19 protein-coding genes and 1 pseudogene are annotated in these 15,917 nt (G+C 63.6%); 7 read left to right on the top strand and 13 right to left on the bottom strand.

Going from position 1 to position 15,917, the window contains the following annotated elements; all coding sequences use genetic code 11:
* The first annotated feature begins 264 nt into the window (after window positions 1-264).
* From JQ567_RS13560 to JQ567_RS13550, 3 genes are all read left to right on the top strand, one after another.
* The gene (locus JQ567_RS13560; protein ID WP_212439260.1) at window positions 265-708 is read left to right on the top strand and encodes an SRPBCC family protein; all 444 of its coding nucleotides are present in this window, start codon (window positions 265-267) and stop codon (window positions 706-708) included.
* A gap of 53 nt (window positions 709-761) precedes the next feature.
* Window positions 762-1,571, top strand: a complete 810-nt coding sequence (locus tag JQ567_RS13555) for an MBL fold metallo-hydrolase (protein ID WP_212439259.1) — start codon at window positions 762-764, stop codon at window positions 1,569-1,571.
* A gap of 410 nt (window positions 1,572-1,981) precedes the next feature.
* Window positions 1,982-2,512, top strand: coding sequence for a dihydrofolate reductase family protein (locus JQ567_RS13550; RefSeq protein ID WP_212439258.1), 531 nt, complete (start codon window positions 1,982-1,984; stop codon window positions 2,510-2,512).
* A gap of 36 nt (window positions 2,513-2,548) precedes the next feature.
* Here JQ567_RS13550 and JQ567_RS13545 read toward each other — a convergent pair whose 3' ends face one another.
* Entirely contained in the window at window positions 2,549-4,135 is a 1,587-nt protein-coding gene (locus tag JQ567_RS13545; RefSeq protein WP_249165441.1) for a multicopper oxidase family protein, read from the bottom strand.
* Between the two features lie 158 nt (window positions 4,136-4,293).
* Here JQ567_RS13545 and JQ567_RS13540 point away from each other — a divergent pair, with 158 nt between their 5' ends.
* Complete coding sequence (locus JQ567_RS13540; RefSeq protein WP_249165440.1) at window positions 4,294-4,446, top strand: AraC family transcriptional regulator; 153 nt, start codon at window positions 4,294-4,296, stop codon at window positions 4,444-4,446.
* Window positions 4,447-4,536: 90 nt separating this feature from the next.
* On the opposite strand, the gene JQ567_RS13535 is transcribed toward JQ567_RS13540, so the two are convergent.
* The 4 genes from JQ567_RS13535 to JQ567_RS13520 form a co-directional block, all read right to left on the bottom strand.
* The gene (locus JQ567_RS13535) at window positions 4,537-4,698 is read right to left on the bottom strand and encodes a hypothetical protein (protein WP_212439256.1); all 162 of its coding nucleotides are present in this window, start codon (window positions 4,696-4,698) and stop codon (window positions 4,537-4,539) included.
* A 144-nt stretch (window positions 4,699-4,842) separates the two neighbouring features.
* On the bottom strand, window positions 4,843-5,490 hold the full coding sequence (locus tag JQ567_RS13530; RefSeq protein WP_212439255.1) for a glutathione S-transferase family protein: 648 nt from the start codon (window positions 5,488-5,490) through the stop codon (window positions 4,843-4,845).
* Complete coding sequence (locus JQ567_RS13525) at window positions 5,487-5,939, bottom strand: SRPBCC domain-containing protein (protein ID WP_212439254.1); 453 nt, start codon at window positions 5,937-5,939, stop codon at window positions 5,487-5,489. The genes JQ567_RS13530 and JQ567_RS13525 overlap by 4 nt, the downstream gene beginning before the upstream one ends.
* Window positions 5,936-6,250 carry a helix-turn-helix transcriptional regulator gene (locus JQ567_RS13520; RefSeq protein WP_249119179.1) on the bottom strand — a complete coding sequence of 105 codons (315 nt, stop codon included), beginning with the start codon at window positions 6,248-6,250 and terminating at the stop codon, window positions 5,936-5,938. The genes JQ567_RS13525 and JQ567_RS13520 overlap by 4 nt, the downstream gene beginning before the upstream one ends.
* Window positions 6,251-6,368: 118 nt before the next feature.
* On the opposite strand from JQ567_RS13520, the gene JQ567_RS13515 reads away from it, so the two are divergent.
* The gene (locus tag JQ567_RS13515) at window positions 6,369-6,848 is read left to right on the top strand and encodes a GNAT family N-acetyltransferase (protein WP_212439253.1); all 480 of its coding nucleotides are present in this window, start codon (window positions 6,369-6,371) and stop codon (window positions 6,846-6,848) included.
* A 1-nt stretch (window position 6,849) separates the two neighbouring features.
* Here the strand turns inward: JQ567_RS13515 and JQ567_RS13510 are convergent, their stop codons facing one another.
* A complete protein-coding gene (locus JQ567_RS13510) occupies window positions 6,850-7,257 on the bottom strand; it encodes a DoxX family protein (protein WP_212439252.1) in 408 nt (135 codons plus the stop codon).
* A 128-nt stretch (window positions 7,258-7,385) separates the two neighbouring features.
* Window positions 7,386-7,982 carry a TetR/AcrR family transcriptional regulator gene (locus JQ567_RS13505; protein WP_249165439.1) on the bottom strand — a complete coding sequence of 199 codons (597 nt, stop codon included), beginning with the start codon at window positions 7,980-7,982 and terminating at the stop codon, window positions 7,386-7,388.
* A gap of 147 nt (window positions 7,983-8,129) precedes the next feature.
* On the opposite strand from JQ567_RS13505, the gene JQ567_RS13500 reads away from it, so the two are divergent.
* The gene (locus tag JQ567_RS13500) at window positions 8,130-8,528 is read left to right on the top strand and encodes a RidA family protein (RefSeq protein WP_212439251.1); all 399 of its coding nucleotides are present in this window, start codon (window positions 8,130-8,132) and stop codon (window positions 8,526-8,528) included.
* A 15-nt stretch (window positions 8,529-8,543) separates the two neighbouring features.
* Here the strand turns inward: JQ567_RS13500 and JQ567_RS13495 are convergent, their stop codons facing one another.
* Entirely contained in the window at window positions 8,544-8,927 is a 384-nt protein-coding gene (locus JQ567_RS13495; protein ID WP_212439250.1) for a helix-turn-helix domain-containing protein, read from the bottom strand.
* 170 nt (window positions 8,928-9,097) lie between these two features.
* On the opposite strand from JQ567_RS13495, the pseudogene JQ567_RS13490 reads away from it, so the two are divergent.
* A pseudogene (locus tag JQ567_RS13490) lies at window positions 9,098-9,842 on the top strand (SDR family NAD(P)-dependent oxidoreductase).
* Window positions 9,843-9,879: 37 nt separating this feature from the next.
* Here the strand turns inward: JQ567_RS13490 and JQ567_RS13485 are convergent.
* The 5 genes from JQ567_RS13485 to JQ567_RS13465 all read right to left on the bottom strand — a co-directional run bounded on the left by JQ567_RS13485 (window position 9,880) and on the right by JQ567_RS13465 (window position 15,843).
* Window positions 9,880-10,389 (bottom strand): peptide deformylase, encoded by a 510-nt coding sequence (locus JQ567_RS13485; protein ID WP_212439249.1) that lies wholly within the window; start codon window positions 10,387-10,389, stop codon window positions 9,880-9,882.
* Window positions 10,390-10,404: 15 nt separating this feature from the next.
* Entirely contained in the window at window positions 10,405-11,106 is a 702-nt protein-coding gene (locus tag JQ567_RS13480; RefSeq protein WP_212439248.1) for a class I SAM-dependent methyltransferase, read from the bottom strand.
* Window positions 11,096-11,560, bottom strand: coding sequence for an Rrf2 family transcriptional regulator (locus JQ567_RS13475; RefSeq protein ID WP_212439247.1), 465 nt, complete (start codon window positions 11,558-11,560; stop codon window positions 11,096-11,098). The genes JQ567_RS13480 and JQ567_RS13475 overlap by 11 nt, the downstream gene beginning before the upstream one ends.
* Before the next feature lie 899 nt (window positions 11,561-12,459).
* On the bottom strand, window positions 12,460-13,728 hold the full coding sequence (locus JQ567_RS13470; protein WP_212439246.1) for a multidrug effflux MFS transporter: 1,269 nt from the start codon (window positions 13,726-13,728) through the stop codon (window positions 12,460-12,462).
* Window positions 13,729-14,007: 279 nt separating this feature from the next.
* The gene (locus JQ567_RS13465; RefSeq protein WP_212439245.1) at window positions 14,008-15,843 is read right to left on the bottom strand and encodes an aminopeptidase P family protein; all 1,836 of its coding nucleotides are present in this window, start codon (window positions 15,841-15,843) and stop codon (window positions 14,008-14,010) included.
* Between the last annotated feature and the right edge of the window lie 74 nt (window positions 15,844-15,917).

Below are 15,917 nucleotides of genomic sequence, written 5' to 3'. Positions count from 1 at the left end.
GCTCGTGTGCACCATCTTGTTGCACAATCGCACACGAGACCGCGGGTGCAGCGCGCACCCGGCCTTCCCTGCGCCCTCTGTCATCAGAGGGTGAAACCAAAGCAATAGCTCGGGCATATCGTGCCGCGAGAATGCGGACCTATGCCACCGTAGGCCGAACAGGCATGAGATCCCCTTACAAAAAAATACCAGACCCCATGTCGGCTCGATCAAGCCTCACTCGTCCTCGGGGCACCAACCTGCAATCCAAAGAGGTCCATCAGCATGCCCAGCACCATCCGTCTGCACCGTGTCCTGACAACCAGCCCGCAGAAGATCTATCGCGCGTTCCTCGAAGCGGATGCGCTTGCGAAATGGCTTCCGCCGAACGGCTTTACCTGCACCGTGCACCATCTGGAACCGAAGGTCGGCGGTACGTTCAGGATGTCCTTCCGGAATTTCACGACGGACAAAAGCCACTCGTTCGGCGGCAAATATGTCGAACTCGTGCCTAGCGAACGTTTGCGCTACACCGATACGTTCGATGATCCGAACCTGCCCGGCGAGATGCAGGTGACCGTGACGCTGAAGAATGTGTCGGTCGGCACCGAGGTGAATATCGAGCAGGCCGGCGTGCCTGATGTCATTCCAGCCGAGGCTTGTTATCTCGGTTGGCAGGAGTCGCTGCGAAACCTGGCGAAGCTCGTCGAGCCCGAGATCAACGAGTAGCTTGCCGGCTGGATCGGCCTCGGACATCCAGCGCGGAACGAAGAGGTGGTCTCATGATTGTGAAATCCTGCAGTCGCAACGTTCTCAGCGGCACGTCGGGAGGGTGGCGCGTCTGGTCGCTGTCGGACGGCTACCTCGATATGCCCCCGGCCCTTTTGCGAGACGCGCTGGATAACCCCGTGCCGCAAGCCGGGCGGGCGGGGACGCTTCGCTTGTCCGTCAATTGCTTCGCTCTCTCAGGTCCGGGCGTCGACGGCGTTCTGATCGACAGCGGAGGAGGTGGCTGGAACCCGACAGTGGGCCGTCTCGAGCAGACCATGGCGGATGCCGGGATCGAGCCGGCTTCGATCACGGTTCTGGCGCTGACGCACACCCACCAGGATCATTTGCACGGGCTGTTGACCCCGGACGGCCGCGTGATGTTTCCGAACCTGAAGACGATCGCCATTTCCGAGGCGGCTGTGGAGAGCTTTTTCGCCGAGGCGCAGCTTGCGCGGTTCCGGCCCCTGCTGAAATCCATCCGGGATGGCGACCGGGTTGCCGAGCGATTGAGAGCGGTCGCATTGCCCGGTCATGCTCCCGGTCATACCGGCTACGCGTTTGATACGAACGAAGACCGTTTTCTGTTTTTCGGGGATATCATTCATGTCCCGGCCCTGCAGTTTGGCAATCCCGAGTTCAGTTGGGGCTATGACGACGACCAGCCGGCTGCACGCGCAACCCGCCAAAAGATTCTCCATGAGGTGGCGGGGGCCGGGACGTGGATTGCCGGAGCCCATCTCGGCTGGCCGGGCATTGGTCGCGTCGTTCGTAAGGGCGAAGCATACGGCTATGAGCCGGCGGCAGCTCGTAGGGTGGATTAGCCGAAGGCGTAATCCACCGCATTGTTTCACCGCGACGAAGCGGCGGGTTACGCTTCGCTCGTGTGCACCATCTTGTTGCACAATCGCACACGAGACCGCGGGTGCAGCGCGCACCCGGCCTTCCCTGCGCCCTCTGTCATCAGAGGGCGAAACCAAAGCAATAGCTCGGGCATGTCGTGCCGCGAGATCGCGGACCCATATTCGGTGTCATCGTCCGGCTTGACCGGGCGACCCAGTATTCCAGAGACGTCAACGATAGAGCCGAGAAGCCGCGGCGTACTGGATCCTCCGCTTTCGCGGAGGATGACAGTTGTGAATGTCGGAGCGACCCGGCAAAAAAATGATCGCAAACTGTCGGAAGTTGTCGATCGGGCACGTCCTCAGGCTTGGAGCGCCACAAGGAGACAGACATGGCGAAGATCGTATTTGGAATGAACCAGTCGCTGGACGGCTACGTCGACCACAACGAATTCAGGCCAAGCCCGGCGCTGTTTCATCACTGGATCGAGCAAGTGCGCGGACTTTCGGGCAGCGTGTACGGTCGCCGGATGTACGAGATCATGCGTTATTGGGACGAAGACCATCCTGAGTGGGACGCCGCGGAACACGAGTTCGCAGCGGCGTGGCGGAAACAACCGAAATGGGTCGTGTCGCGTTCCCTGAAGTCAGTCGGCCCCAACGCCACGCTGGTCGGGGATGACCTCGAGGCTGTCATACGGGGGCTGAAGGCTGAGCGCGCAGGCGAGATTGACGTCTCCGGACCAGACCTGGCGCGAAGCCTGACCGATCTTGGTCTCATCGATGAGTACCAACTCTACCTCCATCCCGTCGTTTTGGGTCGCGGCACGCCATTCTTCGCCGGCCCGCGGCCGCCGCTGCGCCTTGCGGCCAGCGATCGAATGGACGAGGACGTGATCAGGTTGACGTACGTTACCGCATGATGACCGGACTCGCCCGATGGACGGCCGCCAAGTTGATCACTCCTTATACACCTCGACCGTTTGCATCATGCCCATCTCCTCATGATTCATCATGTGGCAGTGGACCATGTAGATGCCGGTGTAATCGAGGAAGCGCGAGCGGAACACGACCTTGCCGCCCTTGCGCTCCACGATGACGGTATCGCGCCATTCCGGCACGGCCAGCGCCTTGCCGTTGACGGATACGACCTGGAACGGGTTGGTGTGGATATGAAAGACGTGGTCGTCATGCTCATGCGTATTGACGATCGTCCATTCCTCGACCGCGCCGAGCTTGACGCGTTGATCGATGCGGCCGGGATCGAACTTCTTGCCGTCGATGAAGAAGTTGAATTCCTGCCAATGGCCGGCGGCATCGGCTTCGGGCGCGGTCGCCGAGAAGGTGACCGTGCGGCGGTTGGTGATCTCGGTCTCCTTGATGGTTTCCAGCGGCGGGCGCGGCAATGCGCGCGGCAGCTTCATGTCCATCGGCGCACCCGAGACCACCAGCCGGGCCAGCTGGCCGACAGGCGAGGGGTGTCCCTGGTCATAAGGTTTCGCGTCCAGAGCATAGGTGCCGGCGGGACCCGCCTGCACCAGAATATCGGCGCGCTGGCCCGGCGCGATCAGAAGCTGCTTCAGGCGCTGCACGGCGCCGAGCTGGATGCCGTCATAGGCGACGGCGTGCACATCGTGTTTCTCCAGATCGAGCAGCATGTCGTCCTGATAGGCGGCATTGAGGATGCGCCAGCGCTGCACCTCGCCGGGGCGCATCTCGATCACAGGCCGGCGTTGGCCGTTGACCGCCAGGAAGCGGGTCGCCGTCTCCGGAAACAACGTTTCGAAATTCTCGATCATGCCGTGCGCGTCATAGACCACCTGGGTCAGGATCAGCATGCGCTCGCGGGCGGCTGTTATCTCCGGCACATCGGCGAAATCGCCCTCGACGACCAGGGCGCCGACCATTCCGCTCGACATCTGGATATCGGCGCTGCCGTGATGATGGGGGTGATACCAGTAGGTGCCCCGGGTGTGGTCCTCCGGCAGCTTGATTTCGATCTCGTAGGCGCGGCCAGGGGCCATCGAGCGCATGACATTGTCGGCGATGCCGCTCGGGCTCGCATGGGCGCCATGGAAGTGGAAATTGGTGTTGTTGAACTGATGCGGCCGGCTGATATCGGCGGGAAGCGTGTCCCGGTTCGGCGGCAGATCGTTGATCAGCTTGATGCGCAACGTCTCGCCGGGCTTCATGCGCAACGTCGGCCCCGGGCTGCCGCCTTCATAGGACCTGACATAGAGCCTGACGCCGCCGATCTGGCGGTAGGCGTAGGCTGCCCGCAAGGTCGTGCTGAGCACGCCATTGGCGGATCGCCGCACCTCGGGCTCGACCAGCGGTTGATCCATCGCGGGCACAGGTTTCTCCGGCACCATGCCCATGCTGGGGGACATGTCCATATTGCCGTGCACATGGTCGGCCGCCCGGACGCTCCCTGCGGTCAGCAGATACGCGCCGATCCCGAAGCCGCCATCGAGCAGTTGGCGCCGCGACAGCCTCATCCCGCTTGTCGCATTCGCGTCGGGAGCAACATCCTTCGGGTTCTGCATGTGGTCTCCATGGACTCTGCGGCAGCGCAGTCCGCAAGTCCCTTCTAGTCGGTGCAACGCGATTCGCCATCGCGCACGACGACCAAGCGCTCTAATTTCCGGGAATGTTGCGGCGCCATGAACTGCGTCGCTTGCCCTGCAACGACGAAGTTGCCTCTTTGGGTGCGACGCTTGCGCGCGCAGCACTGGCGCGCGGTGGATCGGACGTCGCCAGCGTGGCGGCCGAGGTCGGTTACACCTCGCAGAGCGCGTTCGGGCACGCGTTTCGCCGCGCCTTCGGCTCCTCGCCAAAATCGAGCACGCGGCCGTGACGAACGGCCGTTGGGGATTGGCAGCAAAAGCCCGCGGCCTGACCCCCGCGAACGCCGCTTGCGCCGCGGGAGTCAGTCTGGAAGATGAGTTTAGTTCGGGCGGTCGGTCGCACGGCGAAGGTCGCCGTCTCCTTTCAAGCGGCGAACGATCCAGCGCCCAATGTCGCCGAAGATGTTGCCGCCGCTGATCGCCTCGAGCTCTGCATCGTTCAACTCGCGGATTTCCGAGTTCTTCTGTTCCATGTTCTGCATTGTCGTCCACTCCTTTTCAGGTCGGGCGGACCATTCCGCCGTCGATGGGCAGATCAATGCCGCAGGACGCCTCCCGTCGCTGTGACGGATGTCACACGACGTCGCTCGGGCGCCGACGAGGTTCGAAAACGCCGTGAAGAAATCTCAAGCTGCATCTGCCGCAGCAAAATGCGCCAACTGGTCTGCGTGTGCCTTCACGAAAGACGGTCGGGCCGTGGCGCGCGCGACATAGTCGTGACAGGCGGGATATTTCGCCAGGCCGTCGAACCGGGCGACGAGGCGCAGCACATCCGCCATGAGGATGTCGGCGACCGAGAATGTCCCGGCGAGCCATTGGCGTCCTGCCAGCACGGCCTCCATGTGCTTGAGCCGGTGCTGGTGCAGGAACCCGTCAAAGAGTTTCCAGGCCGGCGTGTCGCCGGTGTTGCCGGAAAAGATGAGCAAGGACCAGGGCAGGCTGGCCATTTCGACGGAGTTGAGCGCCGCGAACAGCCATTCCTTGGCTTCGCTGCGACCGCGCGGATCACTGGGCATCAGCGCGTCGCTGCGCTCGCCGAGATGAAGCAGCATCGCGCCGCTCTCGAAGATCGAGATGTCGCCATCGGTCAACCACGGCACCTGGCCGAACGGCTGGTGGACGAAATGCTCGGCATTCCGTTTCCGAAACGGCACGGTCTCGACGCGATAGGGCAGGCCTGCCTCTTCCAGCGCCCAACGCACCCGGATGTCACGCACATAGCCGCGCGGCGGTTCGGGAACCCAATCGAAGGTGGTGAGGATCAGGTCGCTCATTCGGCAACTCCAAAAAAAACCTCAAGGAAAATGGGCAGCTTGTCGAGCAGGCCACTCCAGCCGTGCTCGTGACTCTTGCGCGCCTCTTCGTCGGGAAGGTGCTCGTGTCGCAGGGTCAGCCTGGTGCCGCCGTCGTCAGGCTCAAGCAGAAACGTGACCAGCGACTCGCGTTCCCTCGTTCCCGGCAAGTCCCAGGTGAACACCAGCTTCTTCTCTGGAATCACTTCCTGATAAACCCCGGTGGGATTGTGCTCCTCGCCGTTCAGCAACCGGAAGACGACGCTGAAGCGGCCTCCGGGTCGCACGTCCGCCTCGGCGCGCAGCGTCGGCCCGGCATCGGGACCCCACCACTGCATCATCAGTTTGGGCTGCGTGATCGCCGCCCAAACCCTGGCGGGCGAGGCCTTGATCCTGCGCACGATGGTCACGCTCGGCAGGCTCCTGGTCATCGCTCGCCATCCTCTTCCACGAGCGCAACCAGGCGATCGAGGCTGACCGTCCAGAGCCGCTCATACCGCTTGAGCCACTCCATGGCCTCCCGCATCGGCCGGACCGAAAGATGGACCGACACGGTGCGACCGGTTTTTGTGCGTTTGATCAATCCCGCATCGGACAGCACGTCGAGATGCTTCATCATTCCAGGCAGTTTTAGCGAAAACGGCCGGGCGAGTTCGCTCACCGAAAGCCCGGGTTTTTCCTTCAGCCGCAGCAGCACGGCCCGCCGGGTAGGGTCGGCGAGCGCCGAAAACGTGCGGTCCATACGGGAGGCTTGATACTTCACCATGTAGCGAAGTATTGCTTTTGTCACAGGCGGAGTCAACTTCGCAGTTGGATTGATGAGGTTTCCAATCGATATGACGGAGGATAATGTAGATGCGATGAAGCCAAGACCCGCCGACCCTTCCGAGACCAGCGTGCTGACGCGCCTGTGGTATGACGGCTGGCAGGATGCCCATGCCGCGATCCTGCCGCCCGCGCTGGCGCGTGCGCGAACGTTTGAAGATTTTGCCGAACGGATGTCCGCCGCGCTTGCCGATGTGCGGGTGATAGGCCCGCTGGGCGCCCCATTGGGCTTTGCGATGCTGAAGGGCGATGAGCTCAATCAGTTCTACGTCACATCGGCATCGCGCGGCACGGGTGTGGCGGCCACGCTGATCGCGGACGCGGAGGTGCAGATGTCGCAGCGCGGCGTCGAGACGGCGTGGCTCGCCTGCGCGATCGGCAATTCGCGCGCCGCAAAATTTTACGAGAAGAGCGGATGGTATCTCGCCCGGACGATGGTCAACCGCCTCGATACCGTTGACGGCCCGTTTGATCTCGAAATCTGGCGTTATGAGAAGCGCCTTGCGCGCCGGTGAGTCAGCGCACGGCGTCGGCGGGCTCCAGTGCAATCGGAAACAGCGCCCGAACGCGCGGGTCGCGGAGCCACAGCCCGCCCCACATAAACAGCCCGAGATAGAGGCTGAACAGAATGTGACTGAACAGCGGGCTGCCCACCCTGGTCTGGGTCGCCATCGCGCCGCCGAGCAGCCCCATCATCAGCACCGCGCCAAGCACGCTGGTGCGCGGGATCAGATAGAGCGCAAGGCAGACCAGCTCGATGATTCCGATCGTAAATGCAAAGCCGGAAGGCCAGCCCAATTGCGCCATCGTCTCTTCCGCCACCGGAAGCTGGAGCAGCTTGGGTGCAACCGAGGCGCCGAGCATGAACAGGGCGAAGAGCCCCGTCAGAATCCGACCGGTCCAGAGCATCGCTGGCGTGTTCATCGAAAAATCTCCTTGAACGAAGCTTGATCATCTGTGCCAAGGACGCAGCCGCTCGGCCCGATCCGACATCCCCCGGCATTTTTTTTAGACCGCCGGGTGCATCGCAGCTTCCCGGTTGGTCGCCGCGCTCATTGCTCGATCTGCAGCAGACCGACCGCAAGATGCCGGAACGCCGCGACTGCCTTGGCAAGGACGGCGTGGGGATCGTCGGCCGCCGCAATCCACAGCGCGGCGCTGAGCGCCGCGCCATTGAGCAGCCGAGCGGCCGCTTCCGCATCCACCGGCCTGACCGTTTTCGCATCGATCAGCGCCTGGATGGTTTGCGTCGTGGTGCGCAGGCACTCGTTCTGGTTCGGCCATCGCGATGGATCGCCGAGCACGGCCGGCCCGTCCAGCAGCATGATGCGCTGGATCTCCGGCTCCAGGGCCATCTCGATGAAGGCGATGTTGGCGTCGAGAAATCCGAGCCATGCGGTCTTGGCCCGATCCTGGACAGCGCGCATCCGCGCCACCATTTCCGCGTCGATCTGGTCGATCACGGCCTGCAGCAAGCCCTTCTTGTCGCCGAAATTGTGGTAGAGCGCGCCGCGCGTCAGGCCGGCCTTGGCGGTGAGTTCGTCCATCGACGCCGCCGCATAACCCTCCGCCGCAAACGCCTTGCGGGCGGCCTTGATGAGCTTGGCCCGGGTTTTCTCCACCATCTGCGCCCGCCGCTTCGCGACCAAAGCCAACTCCTGCAATAAACATACGCCGCGTATGCTATTGACATACGGCGCGTATGAACAATATAGCGGCATACGGGGCGTATATCAATGCTCCCGCCGGCCGCGACCGTTGCGGCCGGGCCTTGCCTGTTCGAATGGAGTGAACCAATGGCCAAACGCGACGCGATCTTCCCTGCCGGCCGGCAGGCACTGTACGAAATCAACCGCTATTCGGCGGCGATCCGCTCGGGTGACCTGCTGTTCGTCTCCGGCCAGGTCGGCAGCCGCAATGACGGCTCGCCCGAACCTGACTTCGAAAAACAGGTCCAGCTTGCCTTCGACAATCTCGCTTCCGTGCTGAAGGCCGCCGGTTGCACCTTCGACGACGTCGTCGATGTCACCACCTTCCACACCGACCCGGCCAGGCAGTGGGAGACGATTGGTCCCATCCGGCTGAAGGCGATCGGCGAGCCGCCTTACCCGAACTGGACCGCGGTGGGCGTGAACTGGCTCGCGGGTTTTGATTTCGAGATCAAGGTGATCGCGCGGGTTCCGCAGTCTGCCTGATTGATTGGCGGCAGCTTACCTGCTGTCTTTGGTCCGGCGTCCGCTCGAGACCGATCGCTTCTTCGGCACGCTGCTTCCATATTCGTTCCACCAGGCCGTCAGCGCGGCCATCGTCGGCCCGAGCCCGCGGGCCTTTGCAGTCATCTCGTAATCGACTCGCAGAGGCACCTGCGCGAACACGGTGCGTGATATCAGGCCGTCGGCTTCGAGCTCGCGCAGCTGTGCGGTGAGCATGTGCTGCGTGATGCCGGGAATTCCCTTGCGCAGCTCGCCGAAGCGGTGCACCCGCTGATTGAGTAGCCAGAGGATCTCCAGCTTCCATTTGCCCGAGAGAAGCGCAAAGGCGCGCCGCATCTCGTCATGCATGTTGATCTCGTCGGCCATGGTCAGATTTTCCATACCTACTGCAGGTTTTTCATCCTACTTGCACATATCCATCTTCGTCGGCATTTCAACGTGCACGAGAGGCGCGCGCAAATAGAAGCGCGCCGTTTGGATCAACCGCTTGCGAAATCCCGTCGCCCTATGGGGGCGGGGCTGCAAACCATCGACACACAAAGGAGATGAATATGGGCCGCCTCAACGGAAAAGTTGCCATTGTGACTGGCGCTGGTCGCGGCATCGGCCGCGCCACTGCCAAGCTGTTCGCAGCGGAAGGGGCCAAGGTCGCGGTCGCGTCGCTAACGCCCGCAAACGTGGATGCCGTCGTGGCGGATATCGAGACCGCTGGCGGGACCGCGATCGGCGTCGTCGCCGATATCAGCGATGCGGATCAAATCAAGGCAGCGGTGGCCAAGACCGTGACCGCCTTTGGCGGGATCGACATCCTCGTCAACAATGCGTTCGATCCGTCCGCGCCGTTCTCGTCCGTCATCGATCTGTCGGTGGAGCAGTTGCAGCGCAATTTCGCCGTGGGCCCGATTGCCTATCTGAGAACGATGCAGGCCTGCTATCCCTACCTCAAGACGAGCGGAGAGGGGCGCGTCATCAACTTCGGCTCGATGGCCGGTGTCATCGGCCTGAAGGGTTATGGCCCCTACAACATGGCAAAGGAAGGCCGTGCGCGCCCTTGCCCGAACCGCCGCGCGTGAATGGGCCGCCGACAAGATCACTGTGAACAATGTCCTGCCGCTGGCGGAGACATGGGGCGAGGAGGCCGACGTGCCGGCGCCGACCAACGCGCTCGCCCGCTTCGGATCGCCGGAGGAAGACATCGCGCCCGTCGTGCTGTTCCTCGCGACGAAAGACGCACAGTTCCTGACGGGCTACAGCCTCACTCCCGATGGCGGCGCGATCATCGACAGCGCGCGCTGAGCCGTAGCGGAGCGCCTGGTCAGGCGCTCCGCAGGCATCAGTTCGCCGCACCGTCCCGCGACAGCTTCTCGAACCGCTTGATCAGCCGCTCGCGCTTGAGCCGGGACAGCCGCCTGATCCAGAACATCCCGTTGAGCTGATCGATCTCGTGCTGGTGACATACCGCGCGCAAGCCCTGCGATTCCTCGGTTCGGGCATGGCCGTCGATGTCGCGATAGCTGATCCGCAACCGCGCATGGCGCTCGATGTCGTCATTGACGCCGGGCATCGAGACGCTGCCTTCCTGGTGCATGATCATCTCGGGCGAGGCCCAGATGATCTCCGGATTGACATAGGTCCGCGCACCGTCGACCGGGTCGAGATCGAGCACGACGACACGAAGCGAGACGCCGATATGCGGCGCGGTGATGCCGATGCCGGGCGCGGCGTGCATGGTCTCGAGCATATCAGTCGCAAGCTCGCGCAGCGCGCCGTCGAACGCGGTCACGGGCTGCGCGGGGAGCGCGAGCCGGGGATCGGGGTAACGGACGATAGGGCGGACGGTCATGAACGCTCCACCGCTTCAGGCGTACGCAATCCAGCCGCGCCAGGTAAACGCGGCGTAGAACAGCTCGACGCTCGCAAAGCCGGCTTCGCGCAGGATTTGCGCGTCCTGTTCCGGGCTGAGCAGGCTCAAATTCTTGTCGATCCCGGCGCGGGCGCCGTTGGCCTTGTCGGGATCGGCGCCGGAAGCAATCGCATAGGCGGCGTAACGCGACAGCCAGGTCGCGCGCTCGCTGTGCCCTTGCGGAAAACTGGAGTGGGCGGCCACAAAGGGCGCGCCGGGTTTGAGACGGCGGTGGATTTCGCTGGCCGTCCGCCGCCGTTCATCGACATCGAGAAAATGCAGCGTGAGCAGACAGGTCGCGGCATCGAACGGTCCGTCGGGCGCATCGTCGATATAGCCTTGCCGGAACTGCACGCGCGCGCTGAGCGGCCCCAGCGTCCGTTCCGCCAGCTTCAGCATCGCCGCGGCCGGATCGACGCCGACAAACGTCCAGCCGGGCGCGGTCTCCGCCATCGACTTCAACTCCAGGCCGCCGCCGGCGCCCAGCACCAGGACGCGCGCGTCTTGCGGCGCATGTTCCGCCAGCAGGATTGATGTCATGCGGTGAAGGTCGGCAAAGCCCGGCACGAAACGCCGCGGTCCTTCCGCATAATGCTTCACTGCGTCGGGGTTGGAGAAATGGTCCAGCATTTCCTGGGCGGCCGCATCACTTTGCATGCGCGGCCTCCAGCCGATGGCCTTTGCCGCGACCAACCAGACGCTTGTGAAAATCCGCGCTCAGCTTCGCGAGCGTCACGTCAGCCAGGCGCGACAACAGCAGCGCCTCCGCATCGTTGAACGCGCGGGTGAGGGCGGCGTTCACGGCCTGCTCCACCAGGCAGCCGGGGGCTTCGGTTCTGTTGCCAATCGCCAGCAACGAAGGCTCGCCGAGCGCCTCATAAATGTCGCGCAGGGAGACATCAGCCAGATCACGCGCCAGCGTCCATCCGCCGCCATGGCCTTTCTCCGATCGCACATAACCTTGATCGCGCAACCCCGCCATGACGCGCCGGATCACCACCGGGTTGGTATCCATGGCTTTTGCCAGCGCCTCCGACGTGACGGGCTCATCCTGTTCGGCCATGTGCAGCAGCACGTGCAGCACGCCGGATAATCGGCTGTCTCTTCTCATGTAACTATTGATATTACATGAGAGGGCATTGGGTCAAGCCTCTCTCGTCATTCCGGGGCGCGCGCCTCTTGGCGCGAGCCCGGAATCCGCTAAGCCGTCTGCGATGTCGGCGGATGGATTCCGGGCTCTCGCTTCGCGGGCCCTGGAATGACGACGGAGAGGGAATTGCCCGGACCGCGACAAAACAACCCGTCGGGTAAATCAGTTCTGATTTTCGGAAGTGATGTCAAGCCCTGAAATAAAAAATATTTCGCTTTTCCAGAAGCTCAAATCAGGAGTATATCTTTGGCCATCCCGTCCTGCTCAGAGGGGCGTTGGCCATCGTCGCGAACGTAGGACGGGGATGCGATGGACGTCGATGTTGCGACTGACGAGCGCGACAGAGGCGTACGGCAAAGACGCGTGGTCCTGATGCCCCGTATGCTGGCGTCAAGTTGCGCAAGGGCTTACGCCCTGCGCGGCGACGGTGACGACGAGCACGGCCCGACCGGGGAGATCGCGTTATAAGCCGTAAAGCAATTGCGCAGGGAAGGCTGGGTGTTCTCCGCTGCCCTGTATGCTCGTGTGCACCTTGTTTTGTGCAAACCGCACACGAGACCGCGGGTGCAGCGCGCACCCGGTCTTCCCTGCGCCCTCTTGATGAGAGGGAGGGAAGTTACTTGCAAAGCTCGGGCGCGATGCGTCGCGAGAATGCGAAATCATGTTTGGGTCTCGGTGCAACAACAAATACGCTGTCGTCCCGGCCTTGAGCCGGGACCCATAACCACAGGAAGAAGTTTTGCGAACGGTCTCTGTTATCGGGGCTTCATCGAGACATCACGCGGTATGGGTCCCCCGATGCGCAATTGCGCATCTGAGCGCAAGGCCGGGACGACGAGTGCGGTGACATTCATTGCACCTCACAACCTTCTCTGTTCCTTCTCCACCTTCTCGCTCACGATCACCTTCCTTCGCGGCACGATGAAGATCATCGTCGAGGCGCAGGCGATCGAGATCGCGAAGATTGCGGCGGTGAGTGGCAGCGTCGTGGCGGAATGGCCGCCGAGATAGGCGCCGAATTGCGACACCAGCGAGCCGATCCCCATCTGCAAAAATCCCATCGCGCCGGATGCGGTGCCGGCGGCTTCGGGGCGGACGCTGAGCGCGCCGGCCGCCGAGTTCGACATCACGAAGGCGTTGGCGAACATCACGATCATCTGGGTGCCGAACAGGATGGAAGGCGCCTGGTTGGTCCCCGCAAGACTCCACACCAGATTGAGCAGGCTGCCGCCGAGCTGCAGCGCCAGCCCGAACCAGATCAGCTTCTCCAGCTGATAGCGCGGCGCGAAGCGCACGCAGAAGAGGTTGCCGACCAGGTAGGCGAAGCCGGTGGTCGCAAACCACGCGCCATATTCGGCGCTGGTGCGGCCCATTTGGGTGACCACGATATAAGGCCCGCCGCCGGCGAAGGTGAAGATGATCTGCGAGGCCAGCACCTGGCACAATGCGTAGCCGATGAACGCGCGCGACGTGATCAGGCCGCCGATGTCGCGGCGAAAGCTGCTGCCGGCGGCGCGCTCGCGGCGGGTTTCCGGCAGCATGATCGCGATGCCCACCGTGATCGTCAGCGACGCTGCCGTGATCAGATAGAAGATCGCGCGCCAGCCGAACGCGGTTTCCAGCAGGCCGCCGGTCAGGGGGCTCAGCATCTGTGCGATCATCATGACCGCAATGACGAGGCTGATCATGGAGCTGATGCGCTCGCGGCTGTAGAGATCGCGGATGATGGCGCGGCTGACCACCATGCCGGTGGCGCCGCCGAGCGCCTGCAGGAAGCGCGCGGCGATCAGTTGCGGCAGGGTCTCGGCGAAGATGCAGCCCACGCTCGCCGCGACCATCAGCGCGAGCCCGCACAGCAGCACCGGGCGGCGTCCGAAGCGGTCCGACAGCGGCCCCATGATGATCTGCGAGCAGGCGATGCCCACCATGAACAGCGACACCGTCATCTGCGCGATCGAAATATCGCGCCCGAACGTCGTCGCCAGCACGGGCAGCGCCGGCACCAGCAAGTACAGCGAGATCGGCGCGACGCCCGTCATCGCGACGAGCATCAGCAGCATCGTCTTCGACGTCGCGACGCCGCCGGTGTCGCCAGCAGCACCGGGCGGCTTGCCCATCACGCCATGCATTCAGGTCCGATCCGTTGTGTGAATTGGACTGTAGCGGGATGGCTCACGGCGAATACGGCCGTTTCGGCATGCGGCTATGCTGGGATCGGGAGGCGGCATGGTGATGCTTCGTCTCGTGCAACAAATTCAGCTGTCATCGCGCATCCCAGGCACCGTTGTCGTCACCCGCGAAGGCGGGTGATCCAGTATTCCAGAGACCGGAGTTATATGCGGATGAGCCGCGGCGTACTGGGTCCCCCGCTTTCGCGGAGGACACAGTCGGAGAGCAGGGGACGACCATTAAAGCGGCAGCAGCGCTGCCGTCGCGTCGTCCAGCCACAGCTTGGTCGCGTTGTCATCGAGATGCGGGCGCACCTCGCGGTTGACGCGCTCGTGGTAGTCGTTCAGCCATTTCAGTTCGGTCGGGCTCAGCATGTGCACGTCGATCAGGCGGCGGTCGATCGGGGCCAGCGTCAGCGTCTCGAACGCATTGACCGGCTTGTCGGCGCCGGCAACGTCGGCGCCGACAACCAGTTCGAGATTTTCGATCCGGATGCCGTAGGCGTCGGTCTTGTAGTAGCCGGGTTCGTTGGACAGGATCATGCCGCGCTTCAGCGCCGTGGTGCCGAGCTTGGAAATCCGCGCCGGGCCCTCATGTACCGACAGATAGCTGCCGACGCCGTGGCCGGTGCCGTGCTCGAAATCGAGGCCGGCGGCCCAAAGATATTGCCGCGCGAAGCTGTCGAGCTGGGCGCCGGTGGTGCCGTCGGGGAAGACCGCGCGCGCGATCGCGATATGGCCGCGCAGCACGCGGGTGAAGCGGTCGCGCATTTCGTCCGTCGGCTCGCCGATCGCGATGGTGCGGGTGACGTCGGTGGTGCCGTCTTCATATTGCGCGCCGGAATCGATCAGCAGCAGATCGCCGGACGAAATCCGCCGGTTGCTCTTGCGGGTGACGCGGTAGTGCACGATGGCGCCGTTCGGCCCGGTGCCGGCGATGGTCGGAAACGAAACGTCCTTCAGGGCGCAGGTCTGGCGGCGGAAGGTCTCCAGCGCCTCGACGGTGTCGATCTCGGTCAGCGCGCCCGACGGCGCCTCGCGGTCGATCCAGGCCAGAAACCGCGTCAACGCCACCGCGTCGCGCTGATGCGCGGTGCGGGTGCCTTCGATCTCGGTGATGTTCTTCACCGCCTTCAAGAGACAGACAGGATCGTTGCCGAGCACCGGCTTGCCGCCGGCGGAAGCGATCATGCGGCTCAGCGCATCGGCCGCGGTGGCGCTGTCGAGCGCGATCGCGGCACCACCCTTTGCGAGTTCGGTCAGCATCGGCGTCAGCGCGTCCGGCTCCCGGACGTCGGCGGATTGTTCGAGATGATCGCGCGTCAGGTTCGAGAGCTTGCGGTGGTCGATGAAGATGGTGGAGCGGCCGTCCTTCGGCACCAGCGCGTAGGACAACGGCAGCGGCGTGTGCGAGACGTCGGCGCCGCGGATGTTGAAGGTCCAGGCCACCGCGTGCGAGTCCGACAGCACCAGTGCATCGACGCCGAGTTTTGCGATCTCCAGCCGGATGCGCTTGAGCTTCTCGGATTCGATCTCGCCGGAAAATTGCGCGCCGTGAATGGCGACCGGGCCGAGCGGCGGGGCCGGGCGTTCGGTCCACACCGCGTGGAGCGGGTTGTTGTCCACCGCGACCAGCTCCGCGCCGGCCTTGGCGCAGGCCGCCGCCAGCCGCTCGGCTGCCGCGGACGTGTGCAGCCATGGGTCAAAACCGAGGCGGTCGCCGGCGGCAAGATGCTTGGCCAGCCAGTGCTCCGGCGGCGGATCGGCCAGCGGCTCGATATGCCAGGCCTTGCGGTCGACCTGCTTGGCGGCCTGCAGCGTGTAGCGGCCATCGACGAAAACAGCGGCTTCCTTGGTCAGGACGGCGGCCATGCCGGCCGAGCCGGTGAAGCCGGTGAGCCAGGCGAGCCGCTCTTCCGACGGCGGCACATATTCATTTTGCTGCTGATCGGCGCGGGGAATCACGAATCCCGACAGCTTGCGCCGCGCCAGTTCCTCGCGGAAGGCGGCCAGCCGTGCCGTCAGGGCTATGCCGCTTTCGGGCTCTTCGAATGTCTGGAAATGGGCTTCGAACATCGCCGGGTCACTCAGGGGTTGGGTGCAGGTCCGCACAACATAGCCATAATTTGGCATAATCTGTGCTTCAATAT

The organism is Bradyrhizobium sp. AUGA SZCCT0431, assembly GCF_018131065.1.
Classification (GTDB): domain Bacteria; phylum Pseudomonadota; class Alphaproteobacteria; order Rhizobiales; family Xanthobacteraceae; genus Bradyrhizobium.
This window is presented reverse-complemented; position numbering and strand designations above follow the sequence as displayed.